The 14986-nt window shown below is 64.6% G+C and carries 14 protein-coding genes; all 14 read right to left on the bottom strand.

What is annotated here, in order from left to right; genetic code table 11:
- Positions 1-2: 2 nt before the first annotated feature.
- Complete coding sequence (locus tag JQ628_RS29490; protein ID WP_212228831.1) at positions 3-794, bottom strand: ABC transporter ATP-binding protein; 792 nt, start codon at positions 792-794, stop codon at positions 3-5.
- The gene (locus JQ628_RS29485; protein ID WP_212228594.1) at positions 791-1777 is read right to left on the bottom strand and encodes a branched-chain amino acid ABC transporter permease; all 987 of its coding nucleotides are present in this window, start codon (positions 1775-1777) and stop codon (positions 791-793) included. Before JQ628_RS29485 ends, JQ628_RS29490 begins: the two co-directional genes overlap by 4 nt.
- Positions 1774-2616, bottom strand: coding sequence for a branched-chain amino acid ABC transporter permease (locus tag JQ628_RS29480; RefSeq protein WP_212228593.1), 843 nt, complete (start codon positions 2614-2616; stop codon positions 1774-1776). The genes JQ628_RS29485 and JQ628_RS29480 overlap by 4 nt, the downstream gene beginning before the upstream one ends.
- Before the next feature lie 35 nt (positions 2617-2651).
- A complete protein-coding gene (locus JQ628_RS29475; protein WP_212228592.1) occupies positions 2652-3812 on the bottom strand; it encodes an ABC transporter substrate-binding protein in 1161 nt (386 codons plus the stop codon).
- Positions 3813-3827: 15 nt separating this feature from the next.
- Positions 3828-4595, bottom strand: coding sequence for an SDR family NAD(P)-dependent oxidoreductase (locus JQ628_RS29470; protein ID WP_212228590.1), 768 nt, complete (start codon positions 4593-4595; stop codon positions 3828-3830).
- Positions 4592-5548 carry an enoyl-CoA hydratase/isomerase family protein gene (locus tag JQ628_RS29465; protein WP_212228586.1) on the bottom strand — a complete coding sequence of 319 codons (957 nt, stop codon included), beginning with the start codon at positions 5546-5548 and terminating at the stop codon, positions 4592-4594. The genes JQ628_RS29470 and JQ628_RS29465 overlap by 4 nt, the downstream gene beginning before the upstream one ends.
- Positions 5548-7101, bottom strand: a complete 1554-nt coding sequence (locus tag JQ628_RS29460) for a class I adenylate-forming enzyme family protein (protein WP_212228584.1) — start codon at positions 7099-7101, stop codon at positions 5548-5550. Before JQ628_RS29460 ends, JQ628_RS29465 begins: the two co-directional genes overlap by 1 nt.
- A 2-nt stretch (positions 7102-7103) precedes the next feature.
- Complete coding sequence (locus JQ628_RS29455; protein ID WP_212228582.1) at positions 7104-8327, bottom strand: cytochrome P450; 1224 nt, start codon at positions 8325-8327, stop codon at positions 7104-7106.
- Between the two features lie 115 nt (positions 8328-8442).
- Positions 8443-10524 carry a 3-hydroxyacyl-CoA dehydrogenase NAD-binding domain-containing protein gene (locus JQ628_RS29450; RefSeq protein ID WP_212228581.1) on the bottom strand — a complete coding sequence of 694 codons (2082 nt, stop codon included), beginning with the start codon at positions 10522-10524 and terminating at the stop codon, positions 8443-8445.
- 1 nt (position 10525) lies between these two features.
- A complete protein-coding gene (locus tag JQ628_RS29445; protein WP_349628136.1) occupies positions 10526-11200 on the bottom strand; it encodes an ABC transporter ATP-binding protein in 675 nt (224 codons plus the stop codon).
- Between the two features lie 10 nt (positions 11201-11210).
- Positions 11211-11933, bottom strand: coding sequence for an ABC transporter ATP-binding protein (locus JQ628_RS29440; RefSeq protein WP_212228824.1), 723 nt, complete (start codon positions 11931-11933; stop codon positions 11211-11213).
- Between the two features lies 1 nt (position 11934).
- Positions 11935-12933, bottom strand: a complete 999-nt coding sequence (locus JQ628_RS29435; RefSeq protein WP_212228577.1) for a branched-chain amino acid ABC transporter permease — start codon at positions 12931-12933, stop codon at positions 11935-11937.
- The gene (locus tag JQ628_RS29430; protein ID WP_212228575.1) at positions 12930-13799 is read right to left on the bottom strand and encodes a branched-chain amino acid ABC transporter permease; all 870 of its coding nucleotides are present in this window, start codon (positions 13797-13799) and stop codon (positions 12930-12932) included. Before JQ628_RS29430 ends, JQ628_RS29435 begins: the two co-directional genes overlap by 4 nt.
- Before the next feature lie 12 nt (positions 13800-13811).
- A complete protein-coding gene (locus JQ628_RS29425) occupies positions 13812-14966 on the bottom strand; it encodes an ABC transporter substrate-binding protein (RefSeq protein WP_212228573.1) in 1155 nt (384 codons plus the stop codon).
- Between the last annotated feature and the right edge of the window lie 20 nt (positions 14967-14986).

Raw genomic sequence — 14986 nt, 5'->3', positions numbered from 1 at the left:
CCTCACGCCTCCCCGCCGATCGCCGATGTTTCCGCGGCAGCGCCAAGATAGACCTGCAACACCTGGGCGTCGCACTCGACCTCTGCCGGCGTTCCCTCGAACAGCACGCGGCCGGCATCGAGCACCGTGACGCGGTCGCACAGAAGGCGGATCAGGCTGAAATTGTGCTCGACCAGCAGCACGCCGATGCCACGGCCGGCCAATTTGCGGATTTCACGCGCCAGCACCTCCTGCTCGGCGCGGCTGAGACCGGCCGCCGGTTCGTCCAGCAGCAGGTAGGTCGCGTTCGCCGCGATGGCGCGCGCCACCTCGACCATGCGCACGCGCCCCATCGATAGTTTTCCGATCTCGATGTCGGCAAGCGGCATCATATCGAGCTCACGCATCACCGCTTCGGCGCGGCGCTGTAGCTCACGCTCTTCGGCGCGGGCGCCGGCCAGTCCGAACAGCGCCGACATGAGGCTGCGCTTGACCGTCGGAAACAATCCGCAAAGCACGGCCTGGCGAACGGTGGTTTTCAGATCGACGCGCGGTGTCTGGAAGGTGCGGGCGACGCCGGCGCGCACGATCCGGTGCGGGGCCTCGCCGGCGACATCGCGGCCGTCGATCAGGACACGGCCGGTTGCTGGTTTCAGGAATCCGGTGACGCAGTTGAACAGCGTGCTCTTGCCGGAGCCGTTGCGCCCGATCAGGCCGACCACACGGCCCGGCGTCACCTCGACGCTGGCCCTGTCCAGCGCCTGCACGCCGCCAAAGGAGATGCTGACATCGAAAGCCTGAAGCGCGGCACTCATGGCGCGACCTCGGGCGCCGTGACCGCAGACGGCACCGGCTTCGGTTCGGCCGGCTCCTTGCGGCGAAGCAGGGACAGCAGGTAGCCAATGCGGCCGAGCAGGCCGTCGCGTGCAACCAGCAGAATGACGATCAGGGCGCCGCCATAGAACAGCCCCTGCGCTTCCTGCGCCGGCAGCAGCTTGCCCAGCATGTTCAGCAACAGCGTGCCGATGACGGGACCCAGGATGAAGTCCGCGCCGCCGACCACGGCCATCAGCAACACCGAGATCGAGGTCTGGGTGTCCAGCGATTGCGGGCTCATATAGGTGATGTAGTGAACGTAAAGCCAGCCGCCGGCCCCGGCCATCGCAGCTGAGAACGCGAGCATCGCGCTCAGCAGCGGAGCGACCGCGACGCCATCGGCGATGGCGCGGGTACGATCATGCCTGATGATGTTGAGCGCCCGGCCCCAGGCGGAGTCCATCAGGTTCTCGTACAGCAGCACGGCGACGCAGACAAAACCCCACACCAGGATGTTGAATACGACCGGCTTCTCGAAGCCCGGGATCGGCGGCACACCGCTGATACCGATATAACCGCCGGTCACGTCATCCCAGTTGCGCGCGACGATCTCGACCAGCGTGCCCAGCGCCAGCGTCGCGAGCGCCGTCGCAAGCGGCGCCATCCATGTCACCGCACGCGCCACGCTCCATGCCATCAGGGCAGGCAGCGCCAGCGCGAACACAAGGGCGGCGAAGGGCGACAGCCCGAATCGGGTGGTGGCGATCGCGCTGGCATAGGCGCCGATCGCCGCGAATACCCCTTGCGCCATCGACAGGATGCCGGCCTGGCCGTAGCTCAAGCCCGCCGACAGCGAGATCAGCGACAGGATTCCGGTCAGAATGGAGATGTCGAGCCAGACGGGATTGGAAGAGGTCACGGCGCAGGACGCGGCAGCAAGCGCCAGCATCACCAGTGTATTCGGCCTGCGTTTTCCGATCACGGGCGGTCTCCGGCGAAACGGTTCGACCCGAGCAATCCCGTCATCAGCACCACCAGCATGAAGGCCGACGGAATCATCGACGTGACCATGCCGGAGGTGAAGCCCGCGCTGAGCGCCTCTACGACGCCCATGGCCAATCCGCCAAACAGGCTGCGAAGCGGGGTCTGGATACCGAAGATGATGGCGGCCGCGAAACCGATGAAGGTGAGACTGAGCGATGCCGTGAAATCGAGCCCGGCACTGTGCAGGATCAGGAGCCCGGCAAGCCCGCCGAGCAGCCCGCCCGCCAGGATGGTTCCGCATTGGACACCGAGCACCGGGATAGCGGCAAGCTCGGCCCCGACCGGATTGGCGGCGGCGGCGCGCATCATTCGCCCGAGGCTGGTGGCGCGCAGCAGATAGTAGGTGAGCGCGACGAGACCGACGCTGATAGCCACATTGATCAGGCCCTGGGGATTGATGCGCAACCCGCCGATCTCAAGCATCCTGCTGAAGGTAGGACGCACAAAGGGCTGCGTGCCCCAGATCAGCAAGACGATCGAGGCGATCGCAACCGACAGGCCGAAGCTGGCGAGCGCGACGCGAATGCCCTCCTCCCCGCTCCGCTTGAGCAGCGCGAAGATGCCGGCCATGACAGCCGAGGCGAGCAGCGCGCTCAGCACGCCGGCCACGAGACCGAGCGTACCCGCCACGCTGGTGGCGACCGCCGCCGCGATCAGCGCGTAAGCGCCGATCGCAAAGTCGACCGTGCCGGCGGTCGCAAACAGCAGGCTCATCGGCAGCGCCAGAATGCCGTAGACGGCGCCGTTGATCAGACCGCGAATGACGTATTCGATCATTCAGAATCTCCAGGTCGCGCGCCGCACGGCATACTTCACGGCGCCGAGCGGAACTGCCCGCCGCGGATGGTCGTGACGACGAGGGCATCGGCGCCCCAGCCGTCATGATTGTCCTTGCTGAAGCAAGGCTTTCCCATCGAATAGGTCTCGAAACCGCACAGGCCCTCGATGGTGTCGCGCATCTTCTCGCCCGTGACCGGACCGTCGATCGCCTTCAGCGCCGCCACCACCGTCATGAGGCCGTTGCCGCCGATGATCTCGCCCCAGCCCTGCGGCTCGTTGCCGTTTTTCCTGAGCAGCGCCACCAGCTTCTGTTCGGCAGGAGTCGGATCATAGGGCAGATTGCCGATGCTCAGCACATGAACGCCCTCGCCCAGCGAACCTGCGGCATCGATGAACGATTTCTGCGCGAGGCCGCTGTTGGCGAAGAACGGGACCTTGAGACCGACGTCGTTGGCGGCCTTGAGGAAAGCCGCCCCCAGCGACGAGATCGACATCTGGATGAAAACGGCATCGACATTGGCGTTGCGCAGTCTGGTCGCCTGCGACGTCAAGTCGGTCGCCGTGTATGCCGCGCTGACAGTCTCGGCGACGGTGAAGCCGTGTTCAGCACTCAGCTTTTGCGCGTATTCGGCGCCGAACTTCCCATAGGCATCTTCCTGATAGATGATGCCTATGCGCTTGGCGCCCTTCTTGACCGCGCTCTGGAGCAGCGTCTGCACGCCCACCATGTCGTTGATCGCGACGCGGAAGACCCACGGTGCAAAGCTGTTCGTTTTGGCGGTGACCGCCACCGTTCCGGCAGGTCCAAGCAGCGGCACCTTCAGCCGCTCGGCGATCGGGCCAGCCGCCAGGATCGTGCCGCCGGTACCGGGTCCGATGATCGCCACGACCTTCTCGTCGTTGATGAGTTGCGTGACGCCACGCGCGGCTTCGGTCGGATTGGTCTTGTCGTCGAAGAAGACCAGCTCGAGCTTCCTGCCCTTGACGCCGCCGGCAGCGGCGATTTCCTTCTCGATCGCCATGATCGCATTGCGCTCCGGCAAGCCGAATACGGCCGCCGGCCCGCTCAGGCTCAGGACGACACCGATCTTCACAGGCTGTCCACCTTGCGCAATCGCGCGCGACGGCGCGAACGCCATCACGAGCGGCAACAAGGCGGCGCCGACAAGCATTCCCCTCGAAAAGCACTTCATCTGATCCTCCCGTTTTCAGCGTAGTCCGCCGCTGACCCGCATCAGTTCTCCGCTGATCTGGTCGGACAGGGGCGATAGAAAGAACGCCAGCGCTTCGGCGACGTCGCGCGGTCCCGTGTGAACCTGCAACGGAATGCGCTGGCGCTGCCGTTCGTTGAACTCGTGGCTGAAGGCCGCTTTCACGCGCTCGGTAAAGACCGAGCCCGGCGCCACGACGTTGACCCTGATGCCGTCGGGCCCGAGGCTGCGGCACAGCGTATGCGTCAGGCCCACGACCGCAGCCTTGGCGGCGTCATAGGCCGCATTTCCCATGTGATCGAAATTGCCGAAGGCCGCGAGCGAGGCGACATTGACGACCTTGCCGTAGCGGCGTTGCCGGAAATGCGGCGCAAAGGCGCGAATCATCAGGAAGGCGCCTTGCAGATTGAGCCGGTAGGTCTGCTGGAATTCATCGAGGGTGATCTTTTCCAGCGGCCTGTCGATCAGGTCTTCCCCGATCCCGACAATGCCGCCGGCGATGTTGGCCAGACCGTGGATCTCACCGAATTCGCTCTGCGCCGCCTGCCGCACGCTCTCGACCCCGGCCTCGTCGGCCGTATCGGCCTTCAGGGTCTTGAGCTGGGTCTGTTGCTTCGGGAAGCGTTCCGCCAGCGCGGCAAGCCTGCGCGAGCTGATGTCGCAGGCGAACACCTGCGCTCCTCCGGTAAGCAGCAGACCGACGAGCTCGGTGCCGATCCCACCGGCGGCCGCCGTCACGACATAGGCGCGCCCGGCGTGGCTCATGCCGCCCCCTTTGTGAAGGCCGCCCCGCACAGACCACAGAACCTGTGGTCCTCCGGCAGATAATCGGCGCCGCAGGAAGTGCAGGTCACGCTATATCCGCCATAAGGCGCGACCGTCATGTGGCCCGTATCGGCGGCGCGCCAGCTCGGCTCGGCCGTGATGGCGCGCTTGTTGAAGAAGGCCCCAAAACCCTCGCGCGATTCCATCGAGGGGAAGTGCAGCGTCAGCCACTCGCGCGCCTGGGTCATCTCGCGAAACGCCAGTTCCTTCTGCGCGTTCAGTGCGACCTTGGTGTAGCGCAAGGCGTCCGGAAACTTCTTCGCCAGAACATCGACCAACGCGTCGACCTCGGCATCGAGCGCACCCAGTTCGGCGACCGTATTGACGACGCCCCATTGCAGCGCAAGGTCCGACGTCACCGGCTTCAGCGCCATCAGCACGTCGCGGGCACGCTTGTCGCTGATCGCGAGCGGCCACCATTGCGTCGGCCCGAAGCCGGCCACGCTGCCGATGCCGACGCCGACCTGCTGTAGCTTGGCCGTGCTTGCCATCACGGCGAAATCGGCTGCGAGATGGAATGCGTTGGCGCCGCCGACGACGTCGCCATTGATGCGATGGATCACGGGCTTCGGGCAATGGATCATTTCCCAGAACACGCGCTCCAGCGCGCGCTCGTAGGAGCGCATGCCGATCATGTCGTCATTGTACTTCTGATGGTAGTCGCCGACATCGCCGCCGGTCGAGAAGAAGCGGCCGCCGGCAGCCGTGATCACGACACTGCGTACCCCGGGACCCTCGCCGGCGCGGACCAGCGCATCGATGATCTCGTCCAGCGTCTTGCGACGGAAGGAATTGCCACGCTTCTCGCGGTCGATGGTGATCCAGGCAGCGTAACCGCGCTGAATGAACGTGATGTCCTCGTAGGCGACGTCAAAGGTCCGATAATCCTGCATCAGTTGACTTTCTTCTTCATGCCTTCCCAGAACTTGGCCCGCAGCTCGGTCTTGAGGATCTTGCCCATCGCGCTCTTGGGCAGGTCGGCGATGATCTCGATCTGCTGAGGACATTTGTAGTTGGCGAGCCTCTGCTTGCAGAAGGCGATCAACTCTGCCGGTGTCGGGGCGGGCTTGTCCGGCAGCAACGACACGAAGGCGTGCGGGAGCTCGCCCCACTGCTCGTCTGGCCTTCCGATCACGCTCGCTTCGCGCACCGACGGATGCCAGTACAGGACCTCCTCGACTTCGCGGCTCGAAATATTCGCGCCGCCGCTGATGATGAGATCCTTTTTCCGGTCGACGATGTAGAGGTAGCCGCCGGCGTCGACCCTGGCCATGTCGCCGCTGTAGAGCCATCCCTCGCGGATCGTTTCGGCGGTTTTCTCCGGCTCGTTCCAGTAACCGCTCATCACTTGCGGCCCGCGAAAGATGATCTCGCCGACCTCACCCGGCGCGACGTCGCGACCATTGTCATCGACCACGCGCAGTTCGGTACCAAAAGCCGGCCGGCCGCAGGAGTTGAGGCGGTCGCGGTCGCCCTTCATCGCGGCAAGATGATCGGCCTTGTCGAGCACGGCCGCGATCGACGACACCTCGGTCATGCCGTAGCCCTGGATCAGAATGTTGCCGAACACCTGCATCAGCCGCTCGACCCGCTCGGTGGGCATTGGCGCCGACCCATAGCCGATGGTGCGCAGACTGGAACAGTCGGTCGTCGCCAGCTTCGGGCTTTCCAGCACGCGAAACAGCATGGTCGGCACGAGATGGCAGTGGGTGATGCGCTCCCGCTCCACCAGCGAAAGCCAGCGCTCGGCATCAAAATGCCGCTGGTCCGTCGTCACCAGCGCGCTGCCGACGAGCCACGCCGGAACGTAGAACATGTTGATCGACGCGATCGAGTTGTGCGGATAGACCAGCAACAGCTTGCTTGCCGCATCGATCTCGTATTGTACGATCACAACGGGCGCATGCGCCACGCTCTGGCGATGCTTGTGCAGGACGCCCTTCGGCGTTCCGGTGGCGCCGCTCGTGTAGCAGATCATGAAGTCGTCGTCGCCGGTGACATCGGTCGTCGGCTCGGCACCGGACTGTCCGGCCAGCCATTTCTCGTAAGGCGAGTCCGGCTGGCCGGGCTTCACCACGACCGTGCGCACGTCGGGCAGGTTGGCCTGGTCCAGCCGCCCCTTGTACTCGGCGTCGACCAAGACCACGGTCGAACCGGAGTGCTGTAGCACATTAGCAATCTCGCGCGGCACACTGCGAAAATTGACGGGCACATGGACGAAGCCGCCCTTCGCTGCGGCCGCGACGGCCTCGATCGCTTCGACGCCGTTGTTGAGCAGGACCGCGACGCGGTCGCCCTTCTTCAGCCCCATCGCCGACAGACCATTGGCCTGACGATTCACGCGTTCATTGAACTCGGCGTAAGTGAACCGGCGCGCCCCATCGACGCAGGCGAGCGACTTCGCGTGTCGAATGGCGCAACGCCTGATCCACTCGGCGATCGTCATGGTCAGGCGACGCTCAAGCGCATCGGCGCCGCGATGCTGCGGCTGAGGATGCGCGGTTGATACCGAATCTCCCCGCTCAGCGCGATGCGCGGGAAGCGTTTCACGATCTCGCGCAAGGCGATCTCGACTTCCAGGCGCGCCAGCGGCGCCCCCAGGCAGAAATGAATGCCATGGCCGAAGGCAAGATGCGGATTGGGAAAACGGGCGATATCGAGCGAATCGGGTTTTTCGAACTTCGCCGGATCGCGATTTGCGGACGCCATCAGCAGCATGACGCGCTCGCCCTTCCTGACCGCGACATCGCCGATGGTCAGATCGTCGGACGCTACCCGCATCGTGCCCTTCATCGGTCCATTGAAGCGCAGGCACTCCTCGATCGCGCTCCGCACCAATCCGGGTTCGTCGCGCAAGCGCTGCAACTGATCCGGCGCTCCCAGGAGCGATGCGATCGTGTTGCCGAGCAGAATCTGAGTGGTCTCGTGACCGGCATTGAGCATCAGCATGCAGGAATACAGGACGTCGTCCTGGTTCATCTCGGGATCGGCCCGCTGCACCTCCATCAGCCAGCTCATCATGTCGTCGCGCGGACGATCGATGCGTTCGTCATAGAGCTCCTGCAAGTATGCCTTGAACTCGATGATCGCCTGCTGGGCGAGGTCCATGCGCTTCGGATTGCCTACGCCGCCGTGCAACAGTTCGTTGAGCTGGGAAGACCAACGATGGAACCGGTGCAGGTCGGCGGCCGGCGCGCCGATAATGGTCGCGATCACATTCGCCGGCATCAGCAAGCCGAACTCGCTGATCAGATCGACATCGTCGCGGCCCTGCCAGACGGCGAGGAATTCGTCGACAAAGCGCTCGACCACACGCCGCATGGTCTCGACCGATTTTGGCGTAAAGGAACGGCTGAAGATGCGGCGAAGCCGCGTGTGCTTCGGCGGGTCGACGAAGACCGACCAACTGTTGAGGACCTCGTAGGTCTGCCGAAAACGCCCGCGCTCGGCAGCCGACAGGCGTGTCTCAAAATACGGCGTCACCGTGTCAGCCATCATGCGCGGATCGTGCAGGCCGGCATAGACGTCGTCGTAACGGGCGACGATCCAGCCGCGCCAGCGCTCGTTCCATTGCACGGGCCGGTGTTCGCGCAGTTCCCGGTAATACGGGAACGGATCGTTGATCAGGCCAGGCTCCAGAAGATCGTCATTTGCGGATTTTACGGCCGTCATCTTGCTGGTTTCGCTCCCATCCGCGCGCCGGTTATAAGCGTTCGCTTAGTAAAACTAAGCACGTGCTTAGTCTAGACCCGGCCGTTTTGCACTGTCAAACGCTTTCCCCTGTGTTTCAGGACGGCGGCCAGATCGCGCCGTAAACAGTGCCACCGTGCGAGGCAATCCGCCGCAATGTCCGCGGTGGCTGTAGCCGCTCGCTGCCGTAGCGATCGGCCAGTTCATCGCACCGCGCTACGAATGCTGCGGTGCCCTGTGTGTCGACATAGGAGAGCGGTCCGCCCGTCCAGGGCGCAAAACCCCAGCCGAGGATTGCGCCGACGTCAGCTTCGGAAGGATCAGTGATGACCCCTTGCTCCAGCGCCCGGATTGTCTCCAGGGCCTGGGCCGCAAGCAGGCGATCGCGCGCGTCTTCCACCGTGGAGGACATGACGCTGCCGCCAGCCGCCTCCGCAAGGCCGGGCCAGAACTGTTTCTCGCCGTTGTCGGCATAGTCATAAAGGCCCTTGCCGCTCTTCTTTCCGGTGCGCCCTAGTTGCTCGACCAGTCGACCGATGAGGTCGTAGCCCGGGCTTTGCCGGTAGGCCTCGCCGAGGTCCTTGCGGGTCTGCACGTTGATCTGATGGATCAGGTCGAGCGCAACGGCATCGGACAATGCGAGCGGCGGGACGGGCATGCCGCTGGCCTCGCCGCCTTTCTCGATCAGTTCGGGCGAAATCCCCTGCGCCAGCATATCGAAGGCTTCAGCCTGATAGGCCATCACCACCCGCGTGGTGTAAAAGCCGCGCGCATCGCTGACGATGATGGGCGTCTTGCCGATCGCCTGGGCGAAATCCATGGATGTCGCGAGCGTCTCGTCGCTGGTGCGTTCGCCGCGGATGATTTCGAGCAGCGGCATCCGCGGAACCGGCGAGAAGAAATGCAGACCGATGAATCGTTCGGGGCGCCGCGAGGCGGCAGCGAGTCCGGTGATCGGCAGCGTCGAGGTGTTGGTAGCGAAGACCACGTCAGCGGCCAACTCCGCTTCCGCCCGGCGCGTCGCCTCCGCCTTTACCGCTCGATCCTCGAACACCGCTTCGACGACGAGATCGACATCGCGCAACGCGCTGTAGTCGCCCGCCGGCACGATGCGCTTCAACGTCGCGTCCGCCGCGCCGGGGTCGGCCCGCCCCGCGGCGACCGCCGCCTCTTCCTGCCGCCGCAGGCGTTCCAGCCCGCGCGCGGCAGCTTCCTGGCTGACATCGAGCAGCACGACGTCAAGGCCCGCGCGGGCACATACGAGCGCGATGCCGCCGCCCATCAATCCTGCCCCCAGTACGCCCACTCTGCGAAAACTGCGCTTCGGGTAACCGGCCGGACGGCGCACCAGTTCGTTTGCCTTCGCTACGCTGACGCCAAGCGTCCGCATCATGTTGCGCGCGACCGACCCATTGGCGATCTCGACAAAGCGCCGGGCCGCCATCTCCAGCGCGGCTTCTCGGCCCGCACCCGGGCCATCCCTGAGCACCTCATGGATCGCGAGCGCCGCAGGCTGATTGATGGCGGCCTTGACCGGGGACATCGGTCCGCCCGACCTGTCCGGCAGTGGGGACGGCTCGTCCAGGATGCAGCGCCGCGCAGCTTCGAGCAGCGCGTCGTGGCCCGCTAGTTCGTCGATCAGCCCGCGCTGTAACGCCTGCGGCGGGATCATCGGCTGGGCGGCAAGCAACAGCGCCTGGGCGGCGGCTTCGCCAACCAGCCTCGCGAGCCGGAACGCGCCTCCGGCAACGGGCGGCAGTCCAAGCCGCAGATCGGTCAATCCGATCTGGATGCCGGCGCCAGATGCGGCAATGCGCCGGCGGCAGGCCAAGGCAGTTTCGTATCCTGCTCCGCAAGCGTTGCCATTGATGGCCGCGACAAAGGGACGGTCCGCAACTTCGATCTTCCGCAACGCCGAATTCAAAAGGCTGACGGCGCGGTTCAGGTCTCCGCTGTCACGCCCCGGAGCGGTCGCCTCCAACAGCCACTCGATATCCAGCGCCGGCGCGAAGCTGCCATCGCGACCGGTGATGATCGCACCCTTGATGCGGTCGTCGGCGACGAGGCGGTCGACGATCCCGGCAAAGTCCCCGATCGCCCCCGGATCGAGCCGGGCCGCTTGCCACGTAACGACCGCGATCGCGTCCGGGCCGACTTCGACCGAAATTGCTGCCGTCATTTCAAATTCCCAGATAGGCGCTGCGGACCCTGTCGTCGCTGCGCAACTGCTCGGGCGTGCCGGACAGGACGACCCGGCCGTTTTCGATCACATAGGCAAAGCCGGCGAGGCCGAACACAAAGGCGGTGTTCTGTTCGACCAGCAGCACGGCAATGCCGCGCGCATTGACCTCGCGAACGATCTCGCCGAGGCGTCCGACCATCTTCGGCGACAGGCCGAGACAGGGTTCGTCGATCAGGAGTATCTTCGGATCCGACATCAAGGCCCGCCCGACCGCCAGCATCTGCTGCTCGCCGCCGCTCAGCGTGCCTGCACGCTGCGCGGCTCGCTCCTTCAACACGACAAATTGCGCAAAGACCTTTTCAAGCTGCTCCTGCACTTTCGACGCGGGATGCAGGAAACCGCCCATTTCCAGGTTCTCGAGCACGGTCATGTCGGGAAAGAGCTGACGCCCCTGCGCTACCTGCACCACGCCGCACCGGACTATGTTGGCGGTCGAGAGCTGGCTGATGTCGTACCCGTCAAAGACGGTCGTGCCGCGGCGCGCGACCAGACCGGTGATCGCATTGAGCGTCGAGGTCTTTCCCGCGCCATTGGCGCCGACCAGACCGACAATCGCGCCATCGGGCACCTCGAGCGATACGCCGCGCACAGCGGCCACGCTTTGATAGGACACGTGAAGATCTTCAACCCGCAGCATGGGCTTCGGCTCCGAGATAGGCCTCGATCACCCGCGGGTCGCGCGTGACCTCGCCCGGCAGGCCGTCGGCAATCATGCCGCCGGCGTCCACCACCACGGCACGCTCGACCAGCCCCATCAGGAAATGCAGATTGTGCTCGATCACCCAGACAGTAACGCCGGCCGCATGCACACGGCGGATCACGCGCTGGAGATTGGCAACCTCTTCCGCGCTCAGCCCTGCCGCCGGCTCGTCGAGCAGCAGCATCGAGGCGCCGGTCGAAATCGCCATGGCGATGCCCAGCTCGCGCATTACTCCGCTCGGCAGCGAGCCCGCCGGCTCGTCGGCGTATTTTTCGAATCCGAATTCATGCAGCACGTCCGGAATGACCGGCTGCCGCCGCGCGCCGCGCCCGAGCGGCAAATGGCCTGCGATACGCAGGCTCTCGCGGATGGTGAGCTTTGGAAACACCCGCGCGCCCTGGAAGGTGCGCACCAGGCCGCGCATGGCCAGTTCGTGCGGCGGCAAGCCGGAGATGTCCTTGCCGTCAAAGAAGATCTGCCCCTCGGTCGGCCGCAGGAAGCCGCTCACCACGTTGAACAGCGTGGTCTTGCCGGCGCCGTTCGGGCCTATCAATCCGCTCAGCTCACCCTTGCGGATCTCGAGCGTGATGTTGCGCAGCGCCACCAGGCCGCCGAAGCGCTTGCTGACATTGTCGATGCGCAGCATGTCAGTTCTCCGCTTCGGCCGGCGGCGGGGCCGGCTTCGGGCGTTGCCATCGCTTCAGGACGCGGTTTGCGACGCCGACGATGCCCTGCGGCATCAGGAGCACGACCAGCACGATCACCACGCCGAGAACAACGAGGCGATACAGGCTCTCGATCCGGAGAAGCTCGGGAATGCCGAGGAACACGAAGGTCCCGACGATCGGCCCTGCCAGCGTGCCTGCACCGCCGAGGATGACGATGCCGACCAGCGAAATCGTTTCATGGACCGAAAGCAGTTCCGGCGAGATGAAGCTCATCATCGGCGCGTATAGCGTGCCGACCATCGCGGCGAGGGCTGAGCTGATCACATAGGCGATCATCTTGTGACGCATCACGTCGATGCCGAGGAAGGAGGCGAGCACCTCGTCCTCGCGGACGGCGATCAAGGCGCGGCCGAAGCGGGAACGCTGAATGAAGAACACGACCGCAAGGGTGACCAGCAGCATGGCGACCGCGATCCAGTACATGCCGCGGCTGTTTGCGAAGTTGAAACCGAACAGTGCCTCCGGTGCGTAGGTGATGCGCATGCCCATGGGGCCGCCGGTCACGTCCTGCCAGTTCGCGGCGGTCAGCCGCGCCAGCTCTCCGAAGGCAAAGGTGATGAGCGCGAGATAGACGCCGCCGGTGTAACGCAACGCCGGATAGCCGATGATCGCGGCAATGGCGGCAGCCGCCAGCATGGCCGCCGGAATCGACCACCAGAATGTCAGGCCCGCGCTGTTGATCAGGATGGCGGAAGCGTAGGCGCCGAATCCATAGAAGGCGGCATGCGACATCGCGAATTGGCCGGCATAGCCGACAATCAGATTGAGCGACGTGGCGAGCGCAGCCTGTAGCGCAATCAGCGTGCCTATGTAGACGAGATAGCGCGATCCGCCATATGCCGGAACGAAGATCAGCGCCGCCAGCAGCAGCCAACCAACATACGGCAGGGCCCGCGCGACGAGAGCTATCGGCTTCATACGCGCGCCGTTCCGCGGACGCCGAACAGGCCGGTCGGGAAGTAAAGCAGCGCCACGATCATCAGCACGAAGCCATAACCGTCGCGGAACGAGGCGGAGAGGTAACGCGAGCCGAAACTCTCGGCGAGGCCGAGCAGAAATCCGGCCGCGACGGCGCCCGGCACGCTGCCGAGCCCGCCGAGCACCGTGAGGATCAAGCCCTTCATCAACGGCGCCGCGGCCATATAGGGCGTGATCGCAAACAGGCTGCCATAGAGCGCGCCGGCGGCTCCCGCCATGGCGCTGCCGATCGCGAATACCGCGGCGGTAACGTGCGTGATCTGCACGCCGACCAGCGCGGCGCCGGTGCGATTCTGCCCCATCGCGCGAATCGCCTTGCCGAAGCGCGTCCTTTGCAGGAACAAATAGAACGCGCCAACCAGGAGCAGCACGAGGGCGAGCACCAGCAGTCGCTGCGCCGACAGCGTCATGCCCGCGAACCGGACGCTGCCCGCGAGCGGCGGATCGAAGGTGCGATGATCGGGCGTGAAGACCGCGGAAGCCAGATGTTCCACCACCATGATGATGCCGAGCGACACCGTGAGACCGGCCATGTGGTCGGTCAGGGTGTGACGGAAGATCAGGCGCTCCAGGATCAGACCGAACAGGGCCATGCTGAGGGCGGCGAGCGCGAGCCCCGGCCAGAAGCCGAGGCCCGTCGTCACGCTGTAGAAGGCGACGTAGGCACCGAGCATCACCATCTGGCCATGGGCGAAATTCAGGATGCCCATGATGCCGAACACCAGCGTCACCCCGACGGCAACGGTGGCGTAGAGGCCGCCGACCATCAATCCGTCGACGGCGGTCTGGGCGATGTCAAGCAGCATGGACTCCCTCGTCTACTCAAAGGGAGCGCGGACCGAGGAAATCTTGCCGTCCTTCAGGATGCCGATGTCGATGTCGGCTTGCGCGCGGCCATCCTTGTCAAAACGCATCGTGCGCACGCCGTCATAGCGCATGCCCTTGATGCTGGCGGCGATCGCCTTCAAATCCGTCACCGACCCGACCTGCTCCATGGCCTTCGCCATCATGAACACGGTGTCGTAGAAGGTCAGGGCCCAATAGGTGTTTGGCGACATGTCCTTCTTGGTGAAAGCCTTGTAGCGTTCGATCCATTCCTTGACCTTGTTCTCGCTGGCGTAATCGAGGTCGCGGGTCAGGATTTGCCAGACGAACCCATCGATCTGCTTCGAATATTTGATGCCCGGGGCGCCGGAGCCGCCGCGGTAGAGAAACTTTTTCGGAAGGTTTCCAAGTTCAGTGCTCTGGCGGACGATGGCCTCGACCATCGCGTCATTGGTGCCGGTCAGCAGCCCGTCGAGCTCCATGTTCTGGAACTTGCGCAGCACCGGCGCGAAATCCGATGTGTCGGGCTGAAAATATTCCACGATGGGCACGGTCACGCCCGCGCCTTCGAGCAGCGGCTTGTAGGCAGCGACGATGGAGCGGCTGACGTCCTCGTTGGGAAGCAGGATGCCGACCTTCTTGACGCCCAATTCCTTCACGCTGGTCGGCACGAACGACTTTGACACCACGGAATCGGCATCCAGCGTGCGGAAGGCCAGTTCGAAGCCGGGCTTGCCGAGCAACGTGTCCAGCAGGGTGAAACCGCCGAAATAGAGAATATCGCTCTTGCCGAACAGTGTTGCGGCAGGCATTCCGGGGCCGCTGGTCAGAATGCCGAAGACGACCTTGATGTCGTCGTCCCGCAGCAGCTTTTGCGCGCCGCTTACCGCGAGCTCGGGCTTGGATTGCGCATCCTCCGAGACCAGCGTGAAGGTGTATTTCTTCCCCTTGACGGTGATACCGCCCTTCTTGTTGATTTCGTCGAAAGCCATCTGGACGCCTTCGGCCGCGGGCAGGTCGAAGCTCGCATGCGGGCCGGTCAAGCTGTTGACCATGCCGATCTTGACCGTCTGCGCCGACGCGGCGGCATTCAAGGCGACGCTTGCCGCCGCGGCAAGCAACCAAAGTTTTAATCCAGAAACGGTCACGGCGCTCCCCTCCCTACTGT

This window comes from Bradyrhizobium lablabi (genome assembly GCF_018129385.1).
GTDB classification, from domain to species: Bacteria; Pseudomonadota; Alphaproteobacteria; order Rhizobiales; family Xanthobacteraceae; genus Bradyrhizobium; species Bradyrhizobium lablabi_C.
Note: the sequence above shows the minus strand (reverse complement) of the source record. Positions and strands in the feature narration are given on the sequence as shown.

Coding starts and splice junctions, on each gene's coding strand:
- JQ628_RS29490 (WP_212228831.1), bottom strand. CDS start 794: ATGAGTGCCGCGCTTCAGGCTTTCGATGTCAGCATCTCCTTTGGCGGC.
- JQ628_RS29480 (WP_212228593.1), bottom strand. CDS start 2,616: ATGATCGAATACGTCATTCGCGGTCTGATCAACGGCGCCGTCTACGGC.
- JQ628_RS29475 (WP_212228592.1), bottom strand. CDS start 3,812: ATGAAGTGCTTTTCGAGGGGAATGCTTGTCGGCGCCGCCTTGTTGCCG.
- JQ628_RS29470 (WP_212228590.1), bottom strand. CDS start 4,595: ATGAGCCACGCCGGGCGCGCCTATGTCGTGACGGCGGCCGCCGGTGGG.
- JQ628_RS29465 (WP_212228586.1), bottom strand. CDS start 5,548: ATGCAGGATTATCGGACCTTTGACGTCGCCTACGAGGACATCACGTTC.
- JQ628_RS29460 (WP_212228584.1), bottom strand. CDS start 7,101: ATGACGATCGCCGAGTGGATCAGGCGTTGCGCCATTCGACACGCGAAG.
- JQ628_RS29455 (WP_212228582.1), bottom strand. CDS start 8,327: ATGACGGCCGTAAAATCCGCAAATGACGATCTTCTGGAGCCTGGCCTG.
- JQ628_RS29450 (WP_212228581.1), bottom strand. CDS start 10,524: ATGACGGCAGCAATTTCGGTCGAAGTCGGCCCGGACGCGATCGCGGTC.
- JQ628_RS29440 (WP_212228824.1), bottom strand. CDS start 11,933: ATGCTGCGCATCGACAATGTCAGCAAGCGCTTCGGCGGCCTGGTGGCG.
- JQ628_RS29435 (WP_212228577.1), bottom strand. CDS start 12,933: ATGAAGCCGATAGCTCTCGTCGCGCGGGCCCTGCCGTATGTTGGTTGG.
- JQ628_RS29430 (WP_212228575.1), bottom strand. CDS start 13,799: ATGCTGCTTGACATCGCCCAGACCGCCGTCGACGGATTGATGGTCGGC.